Source organism: bacterium, from assembly GCA_035703895.1.
Taxonomy (GTDB): domain Bacteria; phylum Sysuimicrobiota; class Sysuimicrobiia; order Sysuimicrobiales; family Segetimicrobiaceae; genus Segetimicrobium.
Map to the genome: position 1 here is coordinate 1 of DASSXJ010000155.1, position 21,440 is coordinate 21,440.

Consider the following 21,440-nt stretch of genomic DNA (forward strand, 5'->3'; position numbering starts at 1 on the left):
AGAGGCGTCCCGATCCTCCTCGTCGAGCAAAACGCCCACCTGGCGCTCGAGGTCGCGCACTGGGGATACGTCCTCGAGACCGGGCGGATCGTCAAGGAAGGCCCGGCCGACCGCCTGCGGGGAGACGAGGCGGTGCGGCGCGCGTACTTGGGCTGACGCCCGGCCGAGGGCTACTTCTTCTTGAACTGGCTCAGGATCTGGTCCGCCTGCTGCTGCGCGACCTGAAGCGCCTGATCGGGCGTCTTCGAGCGGGTCAGCGCCGCCTGCAGATTGTCCGAGAGAATCTTCTGGACCTCGCCACCGTTGTGCGTGGAAAGCTCGGCCTGCGCGTACTGCAGCTGGTCCCGAGCGGTGAGGGCCGCCGGGAACTTCGCGGTGTACTCCTGGAAGAGTCGAATATTGAACGCGGACTTGCGGACCGCGACGTAGCCGCTGGCCTCGCTCCACCGCGCCGCCTGTTGCGGGGCGGTCATCCATTGAACGAACTCCCACGAGGCTTTCTGCCGCTCGGGGGGGATATTCTTGAAGATGTAGAGGTTGCCGCCCCCGGTGGGGGTCCCGTATTGCTTGTCCGCCGGCATGAACGCGGTCCCGAATGGAAACTGAGCGTTGCTCTGCACAAACGTCAGGCTGCCGGTCGAATGATAGACCATCGCAAACTTCCCCGCGACGAACTCGGTGGGCAGCGTTCCCCAGTCCGTGACGTTTGGCGGCTCCACCTTCATGTCTTGCAGCGCAAACCAGAAGCCAAGCGCGCGCTTCGCCTGGGGGGTATTGTAGTAGACTTCCGTCCCCTCCTGGTTCGCCAGCTTGCCTCCTGCCTCCGCGACGAATCCCTGAAAGAGCCAGTAGGTAAACCCCGTGGTCGGGATCCCGACACCCCATCGGGACACGTTGCCCGAGGCATCGCGGACGGTCAGCTTCTGCGCGTACTGCTCGAGTTCCGTCCAATTCTTCGGCGGCTTTGCGGGATCGAGTCCGGCTTTTTGAAACGCGTCTTTATTGTAGTAGAGCACGATCGTGCTGCGCTGAAACGGGATCGCGTAAATCGTCTTACCGATCCGCGAGTTGAGCCAGAACGCTTCGAAGAAGTCCTGCCGGAAACGGTCGCCCCCCGCCTGCTCGATGAACGCGTCCATGGGGATGATGGCGTTCATGTCCAGCAGCGTGAACAGGTCCGTCGACAGCAGCACCGCCACGTCCGGCGGGCTTCCGCCTTGGACGGACGTCTGCGTCTTCGCCATCGTTTCGAAGTACCCGCCCGCGAACACCGGGGTCACGTGGATCCCTGGCTGGAGGCGGTTGAAGTCGGCCACCATGCCGTCCATCACCTTGGCCAGGGGGCCGGAGACGCTGACGGGATAGAAGAACTTCAGATCGAGCGCCGCCCCGGCCGGGCCGGCTGGGGCGAACGGGACGAACACGGCGAACGCGAGGACCAAGACTGCCAGACGTTTCACCATTCTACTGCCCTCCCTCACGAGGCTCTCCCGAGCAACATACCGGGGCCAGAACACCCGATCCTGCCGGGTCCAGGTGAATTCCACATGAACTCACCCGTGCAGCCGGGCCCGCGTCGCTCCCACAAAACCCGCGAACCGCGCCCGCCGGAACGCATGGAGGGGCAGGGACGGCGTCCCCTTTGTGATCAATTCGCAGATGAGCTGCCCCGTAATGGGCCCCAGGCAGAACCCGTGACCTGAAAAGCCCGCGGCGACGATGAGTCCCTCCACTTCTGGCGCCCGCTCGATCACCGGGAGTGCGTCGGGGGTGACGTCGATCAACCCTCCCCAGACGCGGGCGATCTTCGCCCCTGAGAGCGCCGGCAGCACGGCCGCGCCGCGGTCGAGCGCGACCCGAACCGCCCACGCCGGCGGCTGGACGTCCTCCGGACCGAGCGGCCCGTCGGGCCAGCCCCATGGGAAGGAATCACCCGTCATCCGCACCCGGCCTCCAACCTCCTGACGGCCGGCGAAGTCCCCGTTCGCCACGCCGATGACCTGCCGGATCAGCGGGGGGAGCGGGATCGTCTGCACCACCGCAACATGTTCTACCTTATATGGAAGATCCAGTCCCGCCAGTCTGCAGAGGCGATCCGTGTACACACCCGCAGCCAGCACGACGACGTCGGCCCCCATAGGGCCGCCCGCCGTCTGCACGCCCGTGACCCGGCTTCCCACCATAGTGAGGGCGGTCACCTCGGTTCCGGTCCGAACGACGGCACCGCAACGCCGGGCCGCCTCCGCGAACGCGCGGACGGTCGCGGTGGGATTGGCGTGGCCATCGGTCGGGCAGTACGAGGCGGCAAGCACGGCGTCCGAGATCGCGGGCGCGACCGCGCGGACGGACGCGGGATCAGGGAGGAACTCAAGGTCGAGACCGAGGTGCCGCTGCTCCTCCACGAGCCCGGCAATGATCGGGACCTCCTCGGGGGTACGGGCGAGACGGAGGTTCCCCTCTTGCCGGTACTCGATATCCGCCTCGAGCTCCTCGCCGAGGGTCACCCACCGCCGCACGGCGGCCTGCGCAAGCGGAAGCTCCGATGGATGGCGGCCCGACTGGCGAACGCCCGCGAGCGTCCAGCCTGAGGCCATGCTGGCCAAATCCGCCTGCTCGACCAGCGTCACGGAGACGCCGGCGCGGGCCAGCTCATATGCGGCGGCCGTCCCGCTGATCCCTCCGCCAACGACGACGACCTCGCTCGCGTTGTCCATCTGAGGCACTCCCTTTAGGCTCGGGCTCCGGCCTTTCCTCTGCTCATGCGCTCCGGAGGAGGCGAACTTCGGGTTCGCGTCTAATTCGCCCATGATCCTATCCGGGAACCGAGTTCGGAGGAGGCCCGATCGTGAGTGCACGTAACGTGACGAAAAAGATCACCCGGCGCCGGTTCCTCTCAACGGCGCTGGCCGCAGGCATCGGTGAATCTGTCCTGGCTCGGACCTCTCGCGCCGCTGCGGCCGACAACATCCTCCACTTCGGCCAGTCGGAGGCGGACCTCGGGACCGCGGATCCGCACTACGCTGCGGGAACGCAGGATCGAGCGCTGGTGGATATGATCTTCAACGGCCTGTTGCGCTTCAAGCCCGGCGACGGCTCGGCGTTCGAGCCGGATCTCGCCGCCGCCTTTCCAAAGCCCACCGTCGTCGCCGGCAAGCAGGTCTGGACGTTCAAACTTCGGAAGGGCGTGATGTGGCATCCGAGCGACAAGGTCCCGGCGTATGAAATGACCAGCGAAGACGTCGTCTATTCGTTGCAAAAGGCGGCCGACAAAGCCCGGTCGGCCTATTCCGCCCTCTACACCGGCATGACCTTCCAGGCGCTCGACCCCACGACGGTCGGTATCGTCTTGGACTCCCCGCTCTCGCCCAATCTGTTCTACCCGTTGGTGACGAACTACGCCGGCGGATTTATCGTGTCGAAGCGGGCGGTTGAGGCCTACGGGCTCGACGGCGTCAAGACCCATCCGGTGGGGACCGGCCCGTTCATCCTCCGACGATATAGCCCGAAAGAGCGGATGGAACTGGCCCCCAACCCGCAATACTTCCGGGGCCGGGCCAAACTCGACGGGGTCGACTACCGGTACATGGCGGATGGCTTCAGCCGCGAGCTGGGGCTGCGCGGCGGCCAGCTCGACGGGATCAACGGGCAGCAAGACGAAGCCTGGGTGGGCAAGATGCAGGCGGTCCCCAAGCTCAAGGTGGACATCTTCGGGGTCGGCGAATCGACCGTCCTCTACTTCAACCAGACCGTCCGCCAGCTCAGCCGCAAGGAGGTCCGGCAGGCGATCGCCTACACGCTCAACCGAGACGAGTTTCTCGGGCTGATCGGCAAGAAAGTCGGGCAAAAGATCTACGCCCCACTGGCCCCGTTCACGATCGGGGCTCTCACCGAGAACGAAGTGGTGGCGAAGGGCCTGGACTACAAGACGAACCTCGAGAAAGCCAAGAGCCTGCTCGCAGAAGCCGGCGTCTCCGGCGGCTTCTCACTCGATCTCGTCACGTCCGAGCTCAACATCTACAAAGTCCACTACGAGTCGATGCAGGCCCAGCTCGCCAAGGTCGGCATTCAGATCCGCCTCCGCGTGGTCGACCACCCCAGTTACCACGCGCTGATCCGGAAGGACACCAACCCGATCGTGATCTACGTCGCGTTCCGCCCGACGGCCGAGATCTACCTCCGCAGTTTCTACCACTCGGCCTCGGCCGTGGTCAGCGGCGCCCATCCCGACACCAACTTCGCGCACTATTCGGCGATCGATGATTTGATCGACAAGGCCCGCGTCGAAACTACCGCCGCCAAACAAGTGGACATGTGGAAAGAGGCGCAAGTCAAGATCCTGCAAGATATGGTCGCCTATCCGGTCTCGTACGCCAACCAGGTGTACGCGCGGTCCGCCGGACTCGACTACGGGCACCCGCTCAAGTCCGTCCTGGCGCTGTACCCTGGCATCGATGAGACCACGCGGGTCCAGCGGGGGTAAGGCGCCCGATCGAGACCGGCACGAATGATCCGGTATATCCTGAGCCGGCTGCTCTTCGCGTTACCTATTTTTTTGGGCGTGATCACGATCGTGTTTGTGATCGTGCGCATTCTCCCGGGTGACCCCGCGCAGGCGGCGCTCGGCGACTACGCTTCCCCCGACACTGTGGCGGCCCTCCGGCAGCGCCTGGGGCTCGATCGTCCGATCCCGCTGCAGTACGGGGGATACGTGGCCGGCCTCGTCCGGGGGGACCTCGGCAAATCCCTGATCACCGGCGCGCCGGTGCGCGACGAGATTGCCCACAACCTCCCCTATACGCTCCAGTTGACCCTCCTGGCCCTGATCATCGGCGCCCTGACGGGCGTTCCCGTGGGGGTGATGAACGCCCTCACCCGCAACCGTCTCCCCGACTCGATCGGCCGCGTGGTCTCTCTATTCGGGCTCTCGGTCCCTGCGTATTATCTCGGCATCCTCCTCATCCTGCTGTTCGCGATCGAACTGCGGCTGCTCCCTGCCGTAGGCGCCGGGGATCTCACGAGCCCCGGCGACACCGTTCGTCATCTGATCCTGCCCGCCGCCACGCTCGGGCTCGTCATGGCGGCCGCGGTGGCCCGCTTCACGCGGTCGACGGTCCTCAATACGCTCGGGCAGGACTTCGTCCGGACGGCGCGGGCGAAAGGGCTGCAACCACGCGTCGTGACGATCAGGCACACGCTCCGCGCGGCGCTGATCCCCATCGTGTCGCTGGCGGGGCTGTGGAGCATCGCGCTGATCGGCGACTCGGTCACGACCGAAATCGTGTTCGCGCGCCCGGGGCTGGGCAGCATGATGGTCGGCGCGATGCTGCAGCGCGACTATACGTCCCTCCAATCCGTGATGGTGGTGTACACCGCGTTCGTCGTGCTGATCAACCTCGCCACCGATCTGGCCTATGGCTTCGTCGACCCGCGCATTCGATACTAAATGAGTACGGCAGCAGTGGCTCTGCGGGGACGGACCGAGCGCCAGCGGATCTGGGCGACGTTCCTGCGCAACCGGGTCTCGCTCGTGGGCGTCGCGCTGGCGATCGGACTGGCCGCCGTCTCGATTATGGCGCCGCTATTGACTTCATGGAGCCCCTTCAACCAAGACACGGCCCAGCGGCTCCGGCCGCCGGGGGGAGCACACCTCCTGGGTCAGGACACGTTCGGGCGGGACGTCTTGGCGCGAATCCTCTACGCGGGCCGCGTCTCGCTCCTCGTGGGCGTCGGCGCGGTCGCGCTGGGGGGGGTTACCGGGACGGCGATGGGGCTCGTCGCTGGGTACTATGGCGGCCGCGTGGAGAGTGTCGTGATGCGGTTCGTGGACATCCTAATGGCGTTTCCGAGTCTCTTGCTCGGGCTCATCGTGCTCGCGGTGCTCGGCCCGGGGCTCGGGAAGATGATCTTTGCGATCGGGATCGTCCTCTCCCCACCGTTCGCGAGGATCGCGCACGGAACCACGCTTTCCCTCGTCCGGCAGGAGTTCGTGGACGCCGCGCGCGCGGTCGGCGCCGGCGCCTGGAGGATCGTCGTGGGCCACATCCTCCGAAACATTTTGGGCGAGCTCGTGGTCCTCGGCGGCCTGCTGGCTGCCGCCGCAATCCGGATCGAGGCCAGCCTCAGCTTCATCGGCTTGGGAGTCTCCCCGCCCACGCCGACGTGGGGCAACATGATCCGGGAGGGCACCCCCTACCTCATCGACGCGCCGTGGCTGTCCATCGCGCCCGGGGTCGCGATCCTGCTGGCCGTCCTCGCCTTCAACTTGGTCGGCGACGCGCTCCGCGACGTCATCGATCCCCGGCTGCGGGTCTGAGAGGAGATCCGTGTGGAAGCGCTCAAGGCACGCATCAGGCGCGACGGCCGCAACCTCGGAGGGGGCATCCTCAAGGTCGACGGATTCATCAACCACCAGATCGATCCGCTGCTGATGAACGACTGCGGCCGCGAACTGGCCCGCCGCTTCGAGCGGGCCGGGGCGACGAAGGTGCTCACCGCGGAGATCTCGGGGATCGCCCCCGCGCTCAGCACGGCCATGCACCTCGGGGTGCCGGTGATCTACGCGCGGAAGACCCGACCGATCACGATGCCCGATCAGGTCCTGTTGACCGTCGCGCCGTCGCACACGAAGGGACAGGCGGTCGAGCTGATCGTCTCCCCCGAGTACCTGGCCTCCGGGGACCGGGTCGTGATCGTTGACGACTTCCTCGCGACCGGGCTCACGATCCTCGCCCTAGCCCGCCTGGCCCACGCCGCTGAAGCCACGCTCGTCGGCATCGGCGTGGTCATCGAAAAGGCCTTCGAGGGCGGACGCACGGCGCTCCGTTCGCTCGGGGTCCCGATAGAGGCGCTGGCGATTGTCACCGATATGCGCGACGGAAAAATCGACATCGGGTAGCGATCCCGGCCTAGACGTAGGAGATGTCCGCCAGGAGGCGCTGCGGGTCGAGCACGACCAGCCGGCCGTGGCGCCGGGTCACCGTGCCGCTCCGCTCGTAGTACCGGAGCCACTTGTTGATGCTCTCTCGGGTGACCCCCACCATGCTGGCGAGCTCCGACTGAGTCAATCGAGGGCACACAAGCGCGCCGCCCGGCTCCGTCTCACGCTCCCCCCGCCCGAGTTCCAGGAGCACGCGCGCGAGCCGGCCCCGCACGTCGAAGAACGCCGCGTCGTGGACGAGCAGGTTGGTATGTCTCAACCGCTGGCTCAAGACCACCAGCAGGCTCATCGCCACCTGCGGCTGATCCAGCACGAAGGTGAGGAAATCCTCGCGGGACACGACGAGGAGTTCGGAGTCTTCGGTGACCACCGCGTCCGTCGAGCGCGGTTCCCCGTCGATCAAGGCCAGCTCCCCGAAGACATCCCCGGGGCCGAGCAGGACCAAGGTCCGCTCTTTGCCGTCGGGGGAACTCTTGGAGATCTTCACGCGGCCCTTCACGATCATGTACCAGGCCGTGCCCGCATCGCCTTCATTAAAGATCACGCGATCCTTCCCATGCCGTTGCGGGCGGGCGAGGCCGGCCAGACGGGTGAGCTGTTCCATGGAGAGTTGGGCGAACAGCGGGTTCCGCTTGAAGACGAGGACGCTCGACATTTCCGGCCCCCTCTGGGATCTTCCCCTAGAATACACTCAGGGGGCGGGGCTGTGAACAACTACCCGAGCTCCTCCCCCGAGGAATGTGTCTTCCCACGTCAAAGTTACTCCCGCATCTATGGGGAGGTACTCGTTCGACAACGTATGGGAGAACGCACGCCAGCGACTTCGGGGCATCGAGGCGCGATTTGATCCCAACACCATTCGACATCTTGAGACACTCGGCGTGGGGGATGGGTGGCACTGCCTGGAGATCGGGGGCGGAGGCGGCTCCATCGCCGAATGGCTGTGCCAGCGCGTCGGGCGGACCGGGCACGTCGTCGCGACTGATCTAGACACGCGCTTTCTTAAAGCCCTCGATTACGCCAATCTCGAGGCGCTCCGGCATAATATCGTCACGGACGACCTTCCTGAGGGTGCGTTTGACCTGATTCACGAGCGCATGGTGCTGTCCCATCTTCCTGAGCGGGATACGGCTTTACGGCGAATGGTGTCCGCGCTTAAGCCTGGGGGATGGCTCTTGTGTGAAGAATTGGATAACGTTTCGGTGGCACCGGCATCTCCACCAGACGCTGCCAGCCGCGAGCTCTACGTGAAGATGGAGAACGCTGTTGAACAGGTGATGACTGCCCGAGGTCACGTGTACGACTTCGGTCGGCGCTTGTATGGCCTCTTCCACGCGCGCGGGCTGACTGCCCTGCAGGGCGAGGGCCACGTTGCCTTGCGGTACGCGGGCGCAAGAGCTGAGGTTGCACGGTTGACGGTTGATCAATTGCGAGGAGATATCATCAACGCAGGGTACGCGACCGCAGGTGAGATCGAGGCGTACTTCGCGCTTCTAAAGGATCCCTCATTCTTTGCGGTGGGAGCCACGCTCTTTACAGTATGGGGACGCCGATGTTCTACCGTCGGTGACACGTGAGATCATGCGGCATTTCTAGTGAGGAGGCGGGTTGGATTCCTTCGCATATCGATGCGCAGGGCGAAACGTGGTTCGGACAGACCTCACAGGTGCGAACGACACAAACGTGTCCATGAATGCGCCGGTCGTCCCATTGAATCGCAACACTCCGTTCGTTTCGGCACTGGCGTCGCAGACATACAGATTCCGATCGGGCCCAAAGACGAGGCCAATGGGGTAGTGGAGGCCTCCCCGCCCATACGGGACAAAGGTGTCGATGAACGCGCCCGTCCGGCCATTGTAGCGACGCACCCCGAGCGTCTCACCGCCCACGTAGAGGTTCCCGTCGGGCCCAAAGGTCGAGCTCCAGGGTCTAGGCGCATTCAGGCCCCAGGGGATGAAGCGATCCATGAACGCACCAGTCCGCCCGTTGTAGCGGAACACGGCGGAGAGGCCGGTCACGTAGAGGTTTCCATCCCTCCCGAACATCATATCGGTTGGACCCTCCAGCCCGCCGCGGCGAGCCGGGATGAACGCATCGATGAACGCGCCGGTCCGTCCGCTGTACCGTAGCACGCTCGCGCTTGGGCCGCCTGCGCTGACGTAGAGATTCCTGTCCGGGCCAAACGTCACGGCCCACGCCTGCAGACCGCAGTCGATACCGGCCCTCGCTGGGCGACGGGGGACGTTCAGGTAGAAATTCACTTGGGGTCTCAAGCAATCCAGGCGGTCCCGCAATCCGCCGCGGACGAAGGGCGCGATGAACGCGCTCGATTTCCCATCATAGCGCAGCACCGCGGCGCCACTGGCGTCGAAGAGCGCACTCACGACATACAGGCTCCCTTCCGGGCCAAAGACGAGGCCCGCAGGGCTCCGCAGTCCGCCTCGGCCGCTGGGAACGAAGGCGTCGATAAATGCCCCCGTCGCCCCGCTGTACCGCAGCACGGCGTTCGTCTCTCGGCTGCTGACGAAAAGATTTCCGTCGGGCCCGAACGTCAATCCATCAGGTCCGAAGAGGCCGCCCGGCGCGGGGTTCGCGAAGATGCCCAGAAAGGCACCCGTCTTGCCCTGGTAGCGCAACACGGCGTTGTTCGCAGAACCGCTGACGTAGAGGTTCCCGTCGGGGCCGAACGCCAAGCCATTCGGCGATTGCAGTCCTCCGGGATGCCTGACGAAGTAGCCGATGAGCGTTCCCGTCTTTCCGTCGAAGCGCAGCACGGACCCCCCGTAATCCGTGCTGGTCACATACAGGGTGCCGTCGCGGTCAAAGACAAGGCCGGCGATAGGGAACGTCAACGAGACCCCGTGGACGAATGCGCCGGTTTTGCCATTATAACGGAGCACGGCGTGAGAGCTGCAGACGTAGAGGTCTCCGTCGGGGCCGAAGGCGAGGCCATCCGGCTTCTGCAATCCGCCCCGGCCGGGAGCGACAAACGCATCGATAAACGCTCCGGTTTTTCCGTCGTAGCGCAGCACCGCATTGGTGTCACCGCTGCTGACATAGAGGTTCCCGTCCGGGCCAAAGGTCAGGCCTCTCCCCCCGTGGAGGCCGCCGCGGCCCGGGGGGAGGAAAACGTCGACCAGTATCCCTGTCCTCCCGTTGTAGCGAATCACTGTGTTGGTTTTCCCGCTGCTGACGTACAGGTCCCCGTCGGGGCCGAATGCGAGTCCCTCCGGTCCGCGCAACCCGCCGCGGCCGGGGGGAACAAAGGTATCGAGGAACGCCCCCGTCCGCCCATCAAAGCGCAGCACTGCGTCCTTCTGGTAGGCGCTGACGTACAGGTTGCCGTCGACGCCGAAGAGCAGTCCTCGGGGGGTTAGTAATCGCTGATAAGACGCGGACCCGACGCTCGTGGCCGGCCCTGCCGGCGGTGTATTCCGAAACGCACTGCCGAAGAGAATGGGCGCATCGGCCTGGGCGAGTCCGGACGGTGCGGTGCTCGAAAGGACGAGGATCAGTGCCAACACGCACCACATACCGCGACGCCTCCATGCCTGAGACCCGTGCCGGCATGTACAGCCCTGTGTGTTCCCCCTCGGCTGCATCTTCAGACCGTGTTCAACAGAGCGCGGGAGGGATAAATATTCGGAGCCGCGGAGTAATGCTCCGCGGCTCCCCTGGCGCCATGCGCCTCGTTCAATGGGGATGCGTGGCGTCCCACTGGAGGGCCTGATCGAGGTCGGCGCGCGCCTGCTGTAAGGCGGCGATCGCCCTCACGCGATATCCACCGTAGTCCCGCCGGTCGTACTGCAATTGATCGATGAGAGCCTCTAGCCGCTGGCGCACGAACTGGATGTTCCGCGCGCTCCCCACCTCGCCGCGGTTCGGCGTCGTCTGTGCGAGCGCCGCCGTGGATGCGGCGAGCGTCGCGGCGATGCCCGCCGCGGTCGCGAGAAAGTCTTTGCGAGTCATGAATGCACCGACCCCCTTTGCGATCACCTGTGCCTTGTCAGCGCGGTCACGCCGGCAAAGGTTCCCCGGGACCGCCCGGCACCATCAATGATGTGCCCAATACGAATGCCCACAGGCGGGAGGACCCACAGAAAAGTTGCGCGAGACCTCTATCAAAGGTACGGCAACGTCTCCACCGGCGGAAAAGATCAAGGGAGGGAGCATGCTCCCTCCCCGGCGACCTGCGACATCCCGCGTGCTACGAGGCTTGCTGCTGTTGAACGACCCGCCCGGCGTCGTGGATCGTGATCCACTTGCCCGTCTGCCAATACACGAGTTGCCGGAGATATCCGGGCAGGGACATTCCGTTCGTTTCCGGCGAGAACGCCTTCAGGTTCGCCACCCAGGGGAACTGCCCCCCGGTTGGGTGCTGGACCGGCGGGCCGAGGTACAGAGTCGGCGCCGGCGGTGCCGGGGGCAGCGGCTGGGGGGTAACCGGAAGCTGGGTTGTCTGAGCCGAGGCTACTCCAGCGAACAGCGCGATCACGAGTGCGAGGCAGGCGATCATGGATACCGTTCTCGGCATACTGGCCCTCCCTGTCTTGGCGTACGATCGGAGCATGGTGACCTCTTCTTTCCTTAATGTAGTACCCAATTCCCCGCCTAGGCCGGACGGTGTTCCGGAAGGGGCACGTTGAAACGTTCGGCGATGGCCGCCAGCTCGTTCCAGGTCGCCCCTGCCACCCCAATCCCCTCGGTCGCCCGCCGGGTGCGGCTGAGCCGTTCCGGCTCACCCGGCACCAGGACGTCGGTCTGACCGGACCGCGGCGGCATGCGCTTGGCTTCTGCCAGGATCTCGTCGACCATCGCCCGAAAGTGTTCCCCGTTTCCAAATGCACCGGGATCGATCGCGATCAGGAAGACCCCGCCGATGCGGCTCCGCGGGCCAGGCGTGGACTGCGGCCCGGGCGCGCCGACACTGGTGGGATCGACATCATCAATCATGGCCAGCCCCCCGATCAGCGCCGATGCCATGCCCAGCCCGTAGCCCTTGTGCCCGGCCACCTCGCCTCCAAGCGGCAGCAGCGCGCCGCCCTCATAAAAATCTCCGGGGGACCGCGTTGGCTTGCCGTCGCGGTCGATCAGACATCCGGGGGGCAGTTCCGCTCCCTTGGCCCGGGCCACTTGAACCTTGCCTTCGGCCACGACCGACGTCGCGGCGTCGAAGACCATCGACCGATGGACCCCGGGCACGCCAAACGACCACGGGTTTGTTCCAAGGAAACGGCCCGCGCCGCCGTGGAGCGCGACTCCCCCGACCTGAGGGCCCGCCGCGCCTACGGTCACGACCGCGATCGCGCCCCGATCGGCCGCCCGCTCGGTGTACTCCCCGAGACGGCCGATGTGGGTCGAGTGGCGCACCGCGACCGCCGCGAGCCCATGCCGCTGCGCCCGCCCGAGCGCCCAGTCGAGCGCGAACAAGGTGGAGTACTGCCCGAAACCCCGGTGCGCGTCCACCACCGCGGCGGCCTCGGTTTCGCGCGCGATCGTGGGCCGAGCCGCCGGCTGCAACATCCCACGATCGGCTTCTTTCATATACGCCGGGATCCGGATCACGCCGTGGGAGTCGTGGCCCGAGAGGTTGGCCCGGATCAGGTGGCCCGCGACCTCGTCGGCGATGTCCGGCTCGGCGCCCATCGCCGTGAACACGCCGACCGCGAAGATCTGGAGAGGCTCAGGCGGGCAGATCCACATTGCGGGCGCCACGCGTGATGATTTCGCTGCACGGCGTGTGACCCCTGCCCGGGGAGGGTGGCCTTGCGAAAACGTCGAACCACCGGTACCAATCATCGTTGCCACGTGACGTCCAGGGAGGACGGCGATGTCTACGAAGAGGATCTCGAGACGGGAAGCCCTCAGGGCCGCGGGGATCGTCGTCGGAGCAGGCATCGCCGGGGTCGGCCCGCGCCCTCTCGTGCCATCCGGATTGCGTCAGGTAGTCTACGCCGCTTCCCCCGAGAATCCGCTGCGGATTGGATTCCAGGTGCACCGCACCGGAATCGGGGCGGTCTACGGCCGGTGGTGGGAGCGGACCGCAGCGGCGGCCGCGACCTATATCAACGAGAAAGGCGGGATGGCGGGACGTCCGGTGCGGCTGGTCAGTGAGGACGACGGCACGGATCCTGCCCGGGGTGCCATCGCCGTCGAGAAGCTCACCTCGGAAGACAAAGTCGACCTCATCTTTGGAACCCTGTTCTCGAACGTCGTGATCGGTTCCGCCCCCAGGGCCGGCGAGCTGAAGATCCCCTACCTGGTGGTGAGCGAAGGGTACCACGTGGCCTCGGGAAAGTTGAATCGCTACTGTTTCCAGCCGGGCATCACGGACGTGCGCGCGCAGCTCACCGCGATCTCGTCCTGGATCGTCAACAACCTCGGGAAGAAGATCACGATGATCTACCCCGACTACGCATTCGGGTACGATCACCGCGATTTCTGGGGCAAAGGGGCGGCCAGGCTGGGCGCGACGGTGCAGGCGCTGATCCCCATCCCGCCGACGGAGACGTCGTTCACGAAGTACTTCTCGCGCATCCCCGCCGATACCGAGGTCCTGTACCACGTGATGGTCGGTCCGGGCGTGCCGACCTTCGTCAAGGAGCTGGGTGAGTACTTCGGCTCCAAGCGGCCTCACCTGTTCGGGTTCATCGACTCCCTCGAAGGCGTCGACCTGGCCAGCCCGGGCCTGGAGTTTCTCGAAGGGAGCCACTTTTGGGAAGCGTTTCCGCGCTACGCTGGCGGGTACAACACCTCATTCGAGCGAACGTACCGGGAGCGGCTCGGGGTCAGCGCGTCGGGGGCGAGTGCCCGAGACCCCAAGGACGTCTCGACGTATTCGCACATGTTTGGGGTGTGGGAAACGCTCTTCGTGATCAAACAGACGGTTGAGCAGAGCGGCTACAAGCGTCCCGGCCCGAAGGACTACAAGGCGTTCATCGAGACCCTGGAACGCTTCCAGGGGTTCAGCGAGGGCGTTGGACATCCCCAGGGCCCGAAGAAGTTTGTGGGGCGGATCCATCAGGCCTTCGGACAGCAGTTCATCTCGCGGGTGGACACAAAGAGACTCACGGTGGTGCACAAGACCAAGGTCGAGGACTCGCTCTATCCTCCCGAGGCCGACTACACGAAACAACCCCTGTAACGGTCCGCTGTCGTGGACGCCCGGCGCTCCACGGCGTCGCCGTCACAGTAAGGGTCCCGCGCACCGTACGCGCGCCGTGCCCTCATGACCCTCGAAGGCCGGCTCGTGCTCGCGCTCCTCGAAGGGGCGGTGACCGGGTGCATCTTGGCGCTCACCGCCCTCGGTCTCTCGATGGTCTTTGGCGTGATGCGCATCGTCAACGTCGCCCACGGCGAGTTCTTCATGCTGGGCGCGGTGTCCGCCTGGTACATCACATCGACCACATCCAGTTTCGGCCTCGCCCTCGTCGCCGCGCCCATCTTCGTCGCAGGCGTCGCCGCACTCGTGAACTGGGTGATCCTCCGCCCGATCCGCTACGAACCTCAGGCCACGATCGTCGCCACGATCGGGCTCCTGTACATTCTCCAGCAGCTTGTCCTGAGCATCTACGGGCCCTACGCTCGGACCGTGTCTCCTCCGTTCTATATCCGCATCGATTTCCCGTGGTTCGGCTACTCCGGGTACAAACTGGCAGTCGCGGGGCTCGCCGCCGCGTTGCTGTGGGCGACCTGGCGCGTGGTCTCCGCGACGACGCTCGGGCTGTACATGCGCGCGACGCAACAGGACCAGGAGATCGCCCAGGCGTTCGGGGTGCCGGTCCACCGGATCTTCGGTGTCGCCTTCTCCCTCGGCGCTGCGCTTGCCGGGCTCGCCGGAGCCCTCATCATCCCGACCCAGCCGGCCCACTACCTCATGGGTCTCGATGCCCTGCTGGCATCCTTCACGGTCGTGATCGTCGGGGGCCTCGGGAGCCTCGGGGGGACCGTCGCCGCGGCATTCTTGATCGGCCTCAGCGACGGGATCGTGTCGGTGTTCTTCTCGCCCACGCTGGCCAGGATCGTCTCGACCGCGCTCGTCGCCCTCGTCCTCGTGGTCAAGAGCGGAGGCCTGTTCGGCGCGGAGTCCGCATGAGGGGCGATCACCGCTCCGCCATCGTGGCGATCCACGCGGCCCTCATCGCCGCGCTGGTGTGCCTGCAGGTCGTGGTGCCGCCGTTCCACCACATGCTCCTGGCCCGGATCATGGTGCTGGCCGCGTACGCGATCGGGTATAACCTCCTCCTCGGCTACACGGGGTTGATGAGCCTCGGCCATGCCATGTTCTTCGCGGCTGGGATGTACGGCGCGGGCCTGCCGCTATTCTACCTGGGCGTCGGCGCCCCAGAGGCGCTCCTCCTCGGCATCGCCGCCAGTCTCGTCCTTGCGGTCGTGATCGGGGCGCTGACGCTCCGGACGAGCGGGGCGTCTTTCCTCATCGTCACGTTGATGTTTGCGCAGGTGTTCTATCTCTCCACGCTCTACTTCAACCGCATCACGCTGGGAGATCAAGGATTCGTGCTGGCGGGGCATCTGCCCCCGATCTCGCTCGGCGCGCTGCGGGTGACGCTCTCGGAACCGGTGGTGCGCTACAACCTGGCGCTCGCGACCTTCGCCGTGTGCCTCGGGATCAGCCTCTGGCTCGTCGGGTCGCCGATCGGACGGGTGCTGGTGGCGATCCGCGAGAACGAGGACCGCACGCGCATGTTGGGGTACAACACCTTCGCCTACAAGCTGCTCGCGCTCACCATCTCCGCCGCCATCGCCGGGTTCAGCGGGTCGGTGTATGCGGTGATCACGTCCTACGTCGGCGCCTCGTTTGCTGCGATCCTCTACTCCATCTATCCACTGGTATGGACGCTGCTTGGTGGATCGGGGACCGCGCTCGGACCGTTCGTCGGCACCGCGGTCATGACGTACACCATCGAGACCGCCAGCCGGTTTACGTCGAGCTACTTGATCGTGGTCGGCGTCATCCTCGTGGCCCTCGTGATGCGATTTCCCTCAGGGATCGTGGGCGCACTCCGGCAGCGGTGGGTTCCGTGGCTGCCGTGACCGCTTTGCTCGAAACACGCGCCCTCTCCAGGCGCTTCGGGGGGGTGGAGGCGGTTGGATCCGTCGACCTCCGGATCGAGCGGGGCGCGATCCACGCGCTCATCGGGCCAAACGGCGCGGGCAAGACGACGCTGGTCAGCATGATCTGCGGCAGGATCGCCCCCACCTCCGGCAGGATCCTGTTCAAGAACCGGGACATCACCAGGACAAAAGCGTACCACCGTGTCGCGTTTGGGATCGTCTACACGTTTCAGATCTCCAGCGTCTTCAAGCATCTCACCGCCTTCGAGAACGTGGCGCTGGCGGTGCAGCGGCGACTGGGGGGCCGCGACCGGGACGTCCTCGCCCACGAGGTTGCAGACGCGCTGGCGCAGACGGGCCTCGCCGGGGCGCGTGACCGCCCGGCCGGATCGCTCCCCCACGGGCACCAGAAGCTGTTGGAGCTGTCGATGGCGCTGGCGCTTCACCCCCAGCTGCTCGTGCTCGACGAACCCACACAGGGTTTGGCGAAGGAGGAGATCGGCGCGGTCTCCCGCCTCATCCGGTCGGTCGCCAATGACGCCACCATCCTACTGATCGAGCACAACATACAGGTCGTGCTGGGCCTCTCCCAGCGGATCTCGGTCATGGACAGGGGACGCATCATCGCGGAGGGAGCGCCGGCAGAGATCGAAGCGAACCGCGAGGTGCAGCGGGTGTACCTAGGCCCATGACGCTGACCCTGGACGCGATCGACTGCGCCTATGAGGGTGCCCCCGCCGTGCGGGGGGCGTCGCTCAGCGTCTCCGCGGGGGAGATCCTGTGTCTGACGGGACGGAACGGCGCCGGCAAGACGACGACGCTCAAGGCGATCATGGGGCTCGTCACACCGATCTCGGGTAGCATTCGGCTGGACGGGGAAGAGCTGACCGTTCTCCCTCCGCACCTGATTGCCCGGCGCGGCATCGGCTACGTCCCGCAGGGCCGGCGGCTCTTCCCGCAGTTGACCGTTGGAGAGAACTTGCAAATGGGCCTGCTGGCCGGAGGCGGTGGGCCAAAGACGCTCTCCCGGACCCTCGACCTCTTCCCGGCGCTCAAGGAGCGACTCCGGCAGCGGGCGGGGACGTTAAGCGGCGGACAGCAGCAGATGGTGGCGACCGCGAGGGCCCTGTGCATGGATCCACGATTCCTCCTCCTCGATGAGCCGACCGAAGGCCTCATGCCCACGCTCGTGACGGGGCTGCTCGAGACGACACGCGCGCTCAGGGATCGGCAGGTCGGGATCCTGCTCGTCGAGCAAAAACTCGAGGCGGTGCTCCGCGTGGCCGACCGGGTCGCCTTCATGGAGAACGGCGCCGTCGTCCACCAGGCCCGGCCGGACGACCTGGCGGCCCATCCCGAAGTGATCGAGCGGTATCTAGGCGTGCGGCAGTAAGGCTATTTGAAGACCGAGAATTCGATCTCCTTGGCTGTGATGAACTCGAGGAGCGCCGGGACGCCCTCCTGCGTCTTCTTCACCGCGCGCGTGATCGCCGGCACGATCGCGCCGGCCTCGGTGACGCGCTCACCGTACCCGCCCAGCGCCTGCGCCAGCGCCGCGTAGTTGCCCGAGATGTCGGTGCTGCGGAACTTCTGGGTCGCCACCTGCATGATGGGCAACTCGATCGCCATGCAGGAGTTGTTGAGCATGACCGACAGGATCGGGATGCGCTCCCGCACGGCCGTCTCGAAGTCCATGCCGGTGAACCCGATCGCCGCGTCCCCCCACACGTTGATGCACAGTTTCTCGGGCGCTTCCAGCTTGGCGCCCATCGCCAGGCCCAACCCGTACCCCAGCTGGGTGGTTTTCCCCCAGCCGATGTACGACAGCGGGGTCACAGGCTGCCAGAACGGCGAGAGCTGGTCGCGGGGGCTTCCTGCGTCGTGCGTGATGATGGTGTTGGGGACGTCGACCGTGTGCAGCAGATCCCAGATGACGCGGTACGGCGACAGCGGCGTTTCCTCGGACGTCAGCTTGGGCATCCATCGCTCCAGCCATTCCGCCCGAATGGCCGCGATCTCTTTGGCGGTCTTCGCCGCCTGGTCACGCCGAGCCGAGCGCAGCCGGTCCTTCACCGCCGCGAGCAGCCCCTCCAAGATCAACCCCGCGTCCCCGAGCAGGACGTGATCGGCCGGGATGTCCTTGTTGATGTCGCTGGGATCGAGCGTGGCGTGGATGATCGTTTTCCCGGCCGGCATGGCGACGCCGTAGTTCGTCACGGCGAAGCTGCAGCCGATGCCGAGGATCACGTCGCTGCGCTGCAGGAAGTCGTGGACGGGTTTGGGGACCGAACGACCACCCGAACCGAGCGAGAGCGGGTGGGTCTCCGGAAAGGCGCTCTTGCCTTCCAGGCTTGTGGTCACCGGGGCGCCCAGCCACTCGGCGAGCTCTCGGAGGATTCCCCAGGCGCGCGCGTAGTGCACCCCTTGGCCCGCGTAGATGACCGGGCGCTCCGCCTCCACGAGCGCCGCGGCGACCTCGTCCACGGCGCGCGGATCGGGAGCGGTCCGCGCGGAGGGGGCCGGGCGGTAATTCAACGGCTCAGGCACGTCCTCGCGAAAAACGTCCGTCGGGATCTCGACGAGGGCGGGGCGCGGCCGTCCGTTCCGGACCTGCGTGAACGCACGCCGCATCGCCGCCGGGACCTCGCCGGGCAGCAACACCTGCTCCGCACTCTTCGTGACGTGACGGTAGTTCAGGGCCGCGTTGAAGTTGGGCGGGACGTTGGTGAGATGCCGGGGGTACCCTGCGGGCAGCACCACGATCGGCACCGAATCGCCGTACGCCTGGGCGACGCCGCCGAACGAGTTCTCCGCCCCGGGGCCGTGCTGCATCGCGAACACGCCGATCCGCCGGCCCGAGGAGATCCGGCTCACCGCATCGGCCATGTGGAGGCCGGTGCGCTCCTGGCGGACGATGATCGTCCGGATGTCGGCGCCGGCCGCGGCCTCGATGATCGGGTTCACCGGATAACCAATGAGGAACTCCACGCCCTCGCGCTTCAGGATCTCTGCGACCGCGGCTGCGACCTTCATCGTCCTCATCCCTCCTGTCTGTGCGCTACGACATCGACGTCGCGGACGTTAGGACGTTCCGGACGAACCCGATCCGGGATCGAGCACGATCCGATCGCTGCGGTGTGCGCCCAGCGCCCGTGTGTATCTGTTAGTGATCTCGTCCATAATCTCCGCCCGGCTCTTGCCGTCGGGCTCGACCCCGAAGACATACCGGGGGAAACTCAGCCGGTTCATCGCCTCGTGGACCGCGGGCGCTTGCTCAGGCGGATGAATACGCCCGGGCCGCCCGAAGGCGATGTAGCCCATCGGGACCCACGTGCCATCGGCGAGCTCAGTGTCGACATGCACTTTTCCACCCAGCGCGATCACGCAGGCTTCGCCTACGGCCGAGCCGTTGAAGGCCATGGCGCCGGTGGCGATGAAACTCCGTGCCCCCACGCGGCATCCCGAGAGATACGCGTGGGGCCCCACAAGCACGTGGTCGCCGATCCACAATGGAAACCGGCCGGCCCCGCGCAGGACGGCGTGCTCCATGATGACACACTCCGCGCCGACCATGACCTCTGCCCCACACTCGGCGGTCAGCACCGCGCCGTAGAGCACGCGGGTGTTGGGGCCGATCGTCACCGGTCCTGAAAGCACGGCGTTGGGGGCGATCCAGGCGCTTGGGTCAACCAGTGGCTGGCGCCCCAGGTGTTCGACTCGCATACCGATCTCCCTCCTCACCCGACGGCCAGCGCGGTCACGCCCAGGACCATCGCGCCGGCTGCAAACATGCGGCGACGAACATCGCCCTCCGCCAGAAGACGGGCGCCCATCGCCGTCCCCACCAAAATGCTGATCTCCCGCGCCGGAGCGACGTAGCTGACCGGCGTGAAGACCAACGCGGTCAGGACGAGAATGTATGCCATCGGCGTGAGCAGCGCGACCAGGATGACCTCGCGCCGGTGCGCACGCCACACCGCGCGGACCGCGTCGAATCGGGCGAATGCGACGGGAGCCACGAGGAGGGTCCGCCCAAGATTGCTCCCCCAATCGAGGAGCAGTGGCGGGATGCCCAATACACTCACGGCGCGCTTGTCCCAGAGCGTGTAGGCGGCGATCGTCGCGCCGGTCAGCACGGCGAATCCCACGGCGCGGCGCGCCCCGGCGCCTCGGAGGGCCGCCGGGTTGCCGGCGAGCAAGAAGATTCCCGCGCCCACCAGCACCGTGCCCGCGATGGCGATTGGGGTCGGGCGCTCACCGAAGAACACGATGGCCGCAGCGCTCGACAGCATCGGTCCGGTCCCCCGCGCGAGAGGATACACCAGGGAGAGATCGCCTAACCGGTAGCCCCCCTGCAGCATCAGAAAGTACACCAGGTGGAGCACCGCGGTGCCCACGATAAAGAGGAGCTGCACCGCGCCGATGTGGGGCCTGACAATAAAGATGACCGCGGCGGCCAGCGGCGCATACAGGAGAGAGGAAACGGACCCGAACAACCAGACGAAGGCCGGCCCGCCCCCTACCCGCTTTGCCAGCAGGTTCCAGGTCGCGTGGATGAACGCCGCGCCGAGGACGAGCCCGAGGGCGGCGGGCGTCACGAGCCGCGACCTCCCCTCCAAGAGAGGCGATCATAGTCCTCCCGGATCAGCGCGAACATCTGCCGGTCTGCGAGGCGGCCGTCCACGTCCAGCCTCACCCGCCGCAGCGTCCCCTCGAGCACGAAGCCGAGCCGATCGGGCACCCGCGCGCTGCGGACGTTGCGGGGGTCGACGTAGATCTCCACGCGGTTGGCCTGCAGGCGGTCAAAGGCGAACCGGGTGAGCAGTTGCACCGTCTCCGCGATGTAACCTCGTCCTTCTGCCGACGTCCGGATAAAGTACCCGATCTCAAAGATGCGGAGGTCCCAGTTGATCCGGTGGAGGCCGCTCCCGCCGAGATACCGTCCGGTAGCGCGGTCGAAGATGCCGACCGTGAGGCCCGTGCGGCGCATCCAGCTGGCGCGGATCCTCACGATGTTGGCGCGCTCGTCGTCGAGTGATCGCACCGTGCCGACCCACGGAAGCCACGCCCCCAGGCGCTCGCGCGACTCCTCTATGGCCTCCCAGACCGCGGGGGCGTCCCGGAGCGTGAGAGACCGGAGGAGCACCCGCGGCCCCCAAAATTCCTTGGGAACCTTGGGTGGATGTGGCCGGCGACGCGTCACCGAAGCGGGGCCTAGGCCAGGTTGAGGAGCCGGGCCAAGTTCGGGCCTGCGATCGCTTCCCGGTCGGCGGCCGGGATGTGGAGGCGGCGGATCCGTTCGAGCTCGAACCCCAGGTCGTAGTACGGGGCGCCGCTTCCGAAGACGAGGCGGGCGGCGCCCAGTGCCTGAGACATGTCCTCCATCCAGTCCTCACGGTAGATGCCGGACGTCTGGAGGTAGACATTG

At 66.2% G+C, this 21,440-nt stretch carries 23 protein-coding genes; 11 read left to right on the forward strand and 12 right to left on the reverse strand.

Annotated elements, in window-relative coordinates; all coding sequences use genetic code 11:
* Positions 1 to 156: ABC transporter ATP-binding protein (locus VFP86_10705; protein HET9000107.1), on the forward strand; the 156-nt coding region annotated here is incomplete at its 5' end.
* Between the two features lie 14 nt (positions 157 to 170).
* Here the strand turns inward: VFP86_10705 and VFP86_10710 are convergent.
* Both VFP86_10710 and VFP86_10715 read right to left on the reverse strand, forming a co-directional pair.
* Positions 171 to 1,463 carry an ABC transporter substrate-binding protein gene (locus VFP86_10710; protein HET9000108.1) on the reverse strand — a complete coding sequence of 431 codons (1,293 nt, stop codon included), beginning with the start codon at positions 1,461 to 1,463 and terminating at the stop codon, positions 171 to 173.
* A 90-nt stretch (positions 1,464 to 1,553) separates the two neighbouring features.
* Positions 1,554 to 2,714, reverse strand: coding sequence for an FAD-binding oxidoreductase (locus VFP86_10715; protein ID HET9000109.1), 1,161 nt, complete (start codon positions 2,712 to 2,714; stop codon positions 1,554 to 1,556).
* 131 nt (positions 2,715 to 2,845) lie between these two features.
* Between VFP86_10715 and VFP86_10720 the strand changes: the two genes are divergently transcribed.
* The 4 genes from VFP86_10720 to xpt are packed head-to-tail and all read left to right on the forward strand — an operon-like array spanning position 2,846 to position 6,895.
* Positions 2,846 to 4,480 (forward strand): ABC transporter substrate-binding protein, encoded by a 1,635-nt coding sequence (locus tag VFP86_10720; protein HET9000110.1) that lies wholly within the window; start codon positions 2,846 to 2,848, stop codon positions 4,478 to 4,480.
* A gap of 24 nt (positions 4,481 to 4,504) precedes the next feature.
* Entirely contained in the window at positions 4,505 to 5,443 is a 939-nt protein-coding gene (locus VFP86_10725; protein ID HET9000111.1) for an ABC transporter permease, read from the forward strand.
* The gene (locus VFP86_10730) at positions 5,444 to 6,313 is read left to right on the forward strand and encodes an ABC transporter permease (protein HET9000112.1); all 870 of its coding nucleotides are present in this window, start codon (positions 5,444 to 5,446) and stop codon (positions 6,311 to 6,313) included.
* 12 nt (positions 6,314 to 6,325) lie between these two features.
* Positions 6,326 to 6,895, forward strand: a complete 570-nt coding sequence (gene xpt, locus VFP86_10735) for a xanthine phosphoribosyltransferase (protein HET9000113.1) — start codon at positions 6,326 to 6,328, stop codon at positions 6,893 to 6,895.
* Between the two features lie 10 nt (positions 6,896 to 6,905).
* On the opposite strand, the gene VFP86_10740 is transcribed toward xpt, so the two are convergent.
* A complete protein-coding gene (locus tag VFP86_10740; GenBank protein HET9000114.1) occupies positions 6,906 to 7,592 on the reverse strand; it encodes a Crp/Fnr family transcriptional regulator in 687 nt (228 codons plus the stop codon).
* 118 nt (positions 7,593 to 7,710) lie between these two features.
* Between VFP86_10740 and VFP86_10745 the strand changes: the two genes are divergently transcribed.
* Positions 7,711 to 8,514: a methyltransferase gene (locus VFP86_10745; protein ID HET9000115.1), complete on the forward strand. Its 804-nt coding sequence runs from the start codon at positions 7,711 to 7,713 to the stop codon at positions 8,512 to 8,514.
* Positions 8,515 to 8,529: 15 nt separating this feature from the next.
* Here the strand turns inward: VFP86_10745 and VFP86_10750 are convergent, their stop codons facing one another.
* The 4 genes from VFP86_10750 to VFP86_10765 form a co-directional block, all read right to left on the reverse strand.
* Complete coding sequence (locus VFP86_10750; protein ID HET9000116.1) at positions 8,530 to 10,470, reverse strand: SMP-30/gluconolactonase/LRE family protein; 1,941 nt, start codon at positions 10,468 to 10,470, stop codon at positions 8,530 to 8,532.
* 160 nt (positions 10,471 to 10,630) lie between these two features.
* The gene (locus tag VFP86_10755) at positions 10,631 to 10,906 is read right to left on the reverse strand and encodes a hypothetical protein (GenBank protein HET9000117.1); all 276 of its coding nucleotides are present in this window, start codon (positions 10,904 to 10,906) and stop codon (positions 10,631 to 10,633) included.
* A 238-nt stretch (positions 10,907 to 11,144) separates the two neighbouring features.
* Positions 11,145 to 11,471: a hypothetical protein gene (locus tag VFP86_10760; protein HET9000118.1), complete on the reverse strand. Its 327-nt coding sequence runs from the start codon at positions 11,469 to 11,471 to the stop codon at positions 11,145 to 11,147.
* A gap of 77 nt (positions 11,472 to 11,548) precedes the next feature.
* Positions 11,549 to 12,652 (reverse strand): Ldh family oxidoreductase, encoded by a 1,104-nt coding sequence (locus VFP86_10765; GenBank protein HET9000119.1) that lies wholly within the window; start codon positions 12,650 to 12,652, stop codon positions 11,549 to 11,551.
* Positions 12,653 to 12,767: 115 nt separating this feature from the next.
* Between VFP86_10765 and VFP86_10770 the strand changes: the two genes are divergently transcribed.
* The 5 genes from VFP86_10770 (at position 12,768) to VFP86_10790 (ending at position 17,405) form a co-directional block, all read left to right on the forward strand.
* Positions 12,768 to 14,081: an ABC transporter substrate-binding protein gene (locus VFP86_10770; GenBank protein ID HET9000120.1), complete on the forward strand. Its 1,314-nt coding sequence runs from the start codon at positions 12,768 to 12,770 to the stop codon at positions 14,079 to 14,081.
* Between the two features lie 84 nt (positions 14,082 to 14,165).
* Positions 14,166 to 15,032 (forward strand): branched-chain amino acid ABC transporter permease, encoded by an 867-nt coding sequence (locus VFP86_10775; GenBank protein HET9000121.1) that lies wholly within the window; start codon positions 14,166 to 14,168, stop codon positions 15,030 to 15,032.
* Complete coding sequence (locus VFP86_10780; GenBank protein HET9000122.1) at positions 15,029 to 15,991, forward strand: branched-chain amino acid ABC transporter permease; 963 nt, start codon at positions 15,029 to 15,031, stop codon at positions 15,989 to 15,991. The genes VFP86_10775 and VFP86_10780 overlap by 4 nt, the downstream gene beginning before the upstream one ends.
* Positions 15,988 to 16,704, forward strand: coding sequence for an ABC transporter ATP-binding protein (locus tag VFP86_10785; GenBank protein ID HET9000123.1), 717 nt, complete (start codon positions 15,988 to 15,990; stop codon positions 16,702 to 16,704). Before VFP86_10780 ends, VFP86_10785 begins: the two co-directional genes overlap by 4 nt.
* On the forward strand, positions 16,701 to 17,405 hold the full coding sequence (locus VFP86_10790) for an ABC transporter ATP-binding protein (protein HET9000124.1): 705 nt from the start codon (positions 16,701 to 16,703) through the stop codon (positions 17,403 to 17,405). Before VFP86_10785 ends, VFP86_10790 begins: the two co-directional genes overlap by 4 nt.
* A gap of 2 nt (positions 17,406 to 17,407) precedes the next feature.
* Here the strand turns inward: VFP86_10790 and VFP86_10795 are convergent, their stop codons facing one another.
* The 5 genes from VFP86_10795 to VFP86_10815 form a co-directional block, all read right to left on the reverse strand.
* Positions 17,408 to 19,045: a thiamine pyrophosphate-requiring protein gene (locus VFP86_10795; GenBank protein ID HET9000125.1), complete on the reverse strand. Its 1,638-nt coding sequence runs from the start codon at positions 19,043 to 19,045 to the stop codon at positions 17,408 to 17,410.
* 48 nt (positions 19,046 to 19,093) lie between these two features.
* The gene (locus tag VFP86_10800) at positions 19,094 to 19,735 is read right to left on the reverse strand and encodes a gamma carbonic anhydrase family protein (GenBank protein ID HET9000126.1); all 642 of its coding nucleotides are present in this window, start codon (positions 19,733 to 19,735) and stop codon (positions 19,094 to 19,096) included.
* A 14-nt stretch (positions 19,736 to 19,749) separates the two neighbouring features.
* A complete protein-coding gene (locus tag VFP86_10805) occupies positions 19,750 to 20,610 on the reverse strand; it encodes a DMT family transporter (protein HET9000127.1) in 861 nt (286 codons plus the stop codon).
* Complete coding sequence (locus tag VFP86_10810) at positions 20,607 to 21,158, reverse strand: GNAT family protein (protein ID HET9000128.1); 552 nt, start codon at positions 21,156 to 21,158, stop codon at positions 20,607 to 20,609. Before VFP86_10810 ends, VFP86_10805 begins: the two co-directional genes overlap by 4 nt.
* Positions 21,159 to 21,226: 68 nt before the next feature.
* Positions 21,227 to 21,440 (reverse strand): hypothetical protein (locus VFP86_10815; protein HET9000129.1); only part of this gene is annotated, 214 nt, incomplete at its 5' end.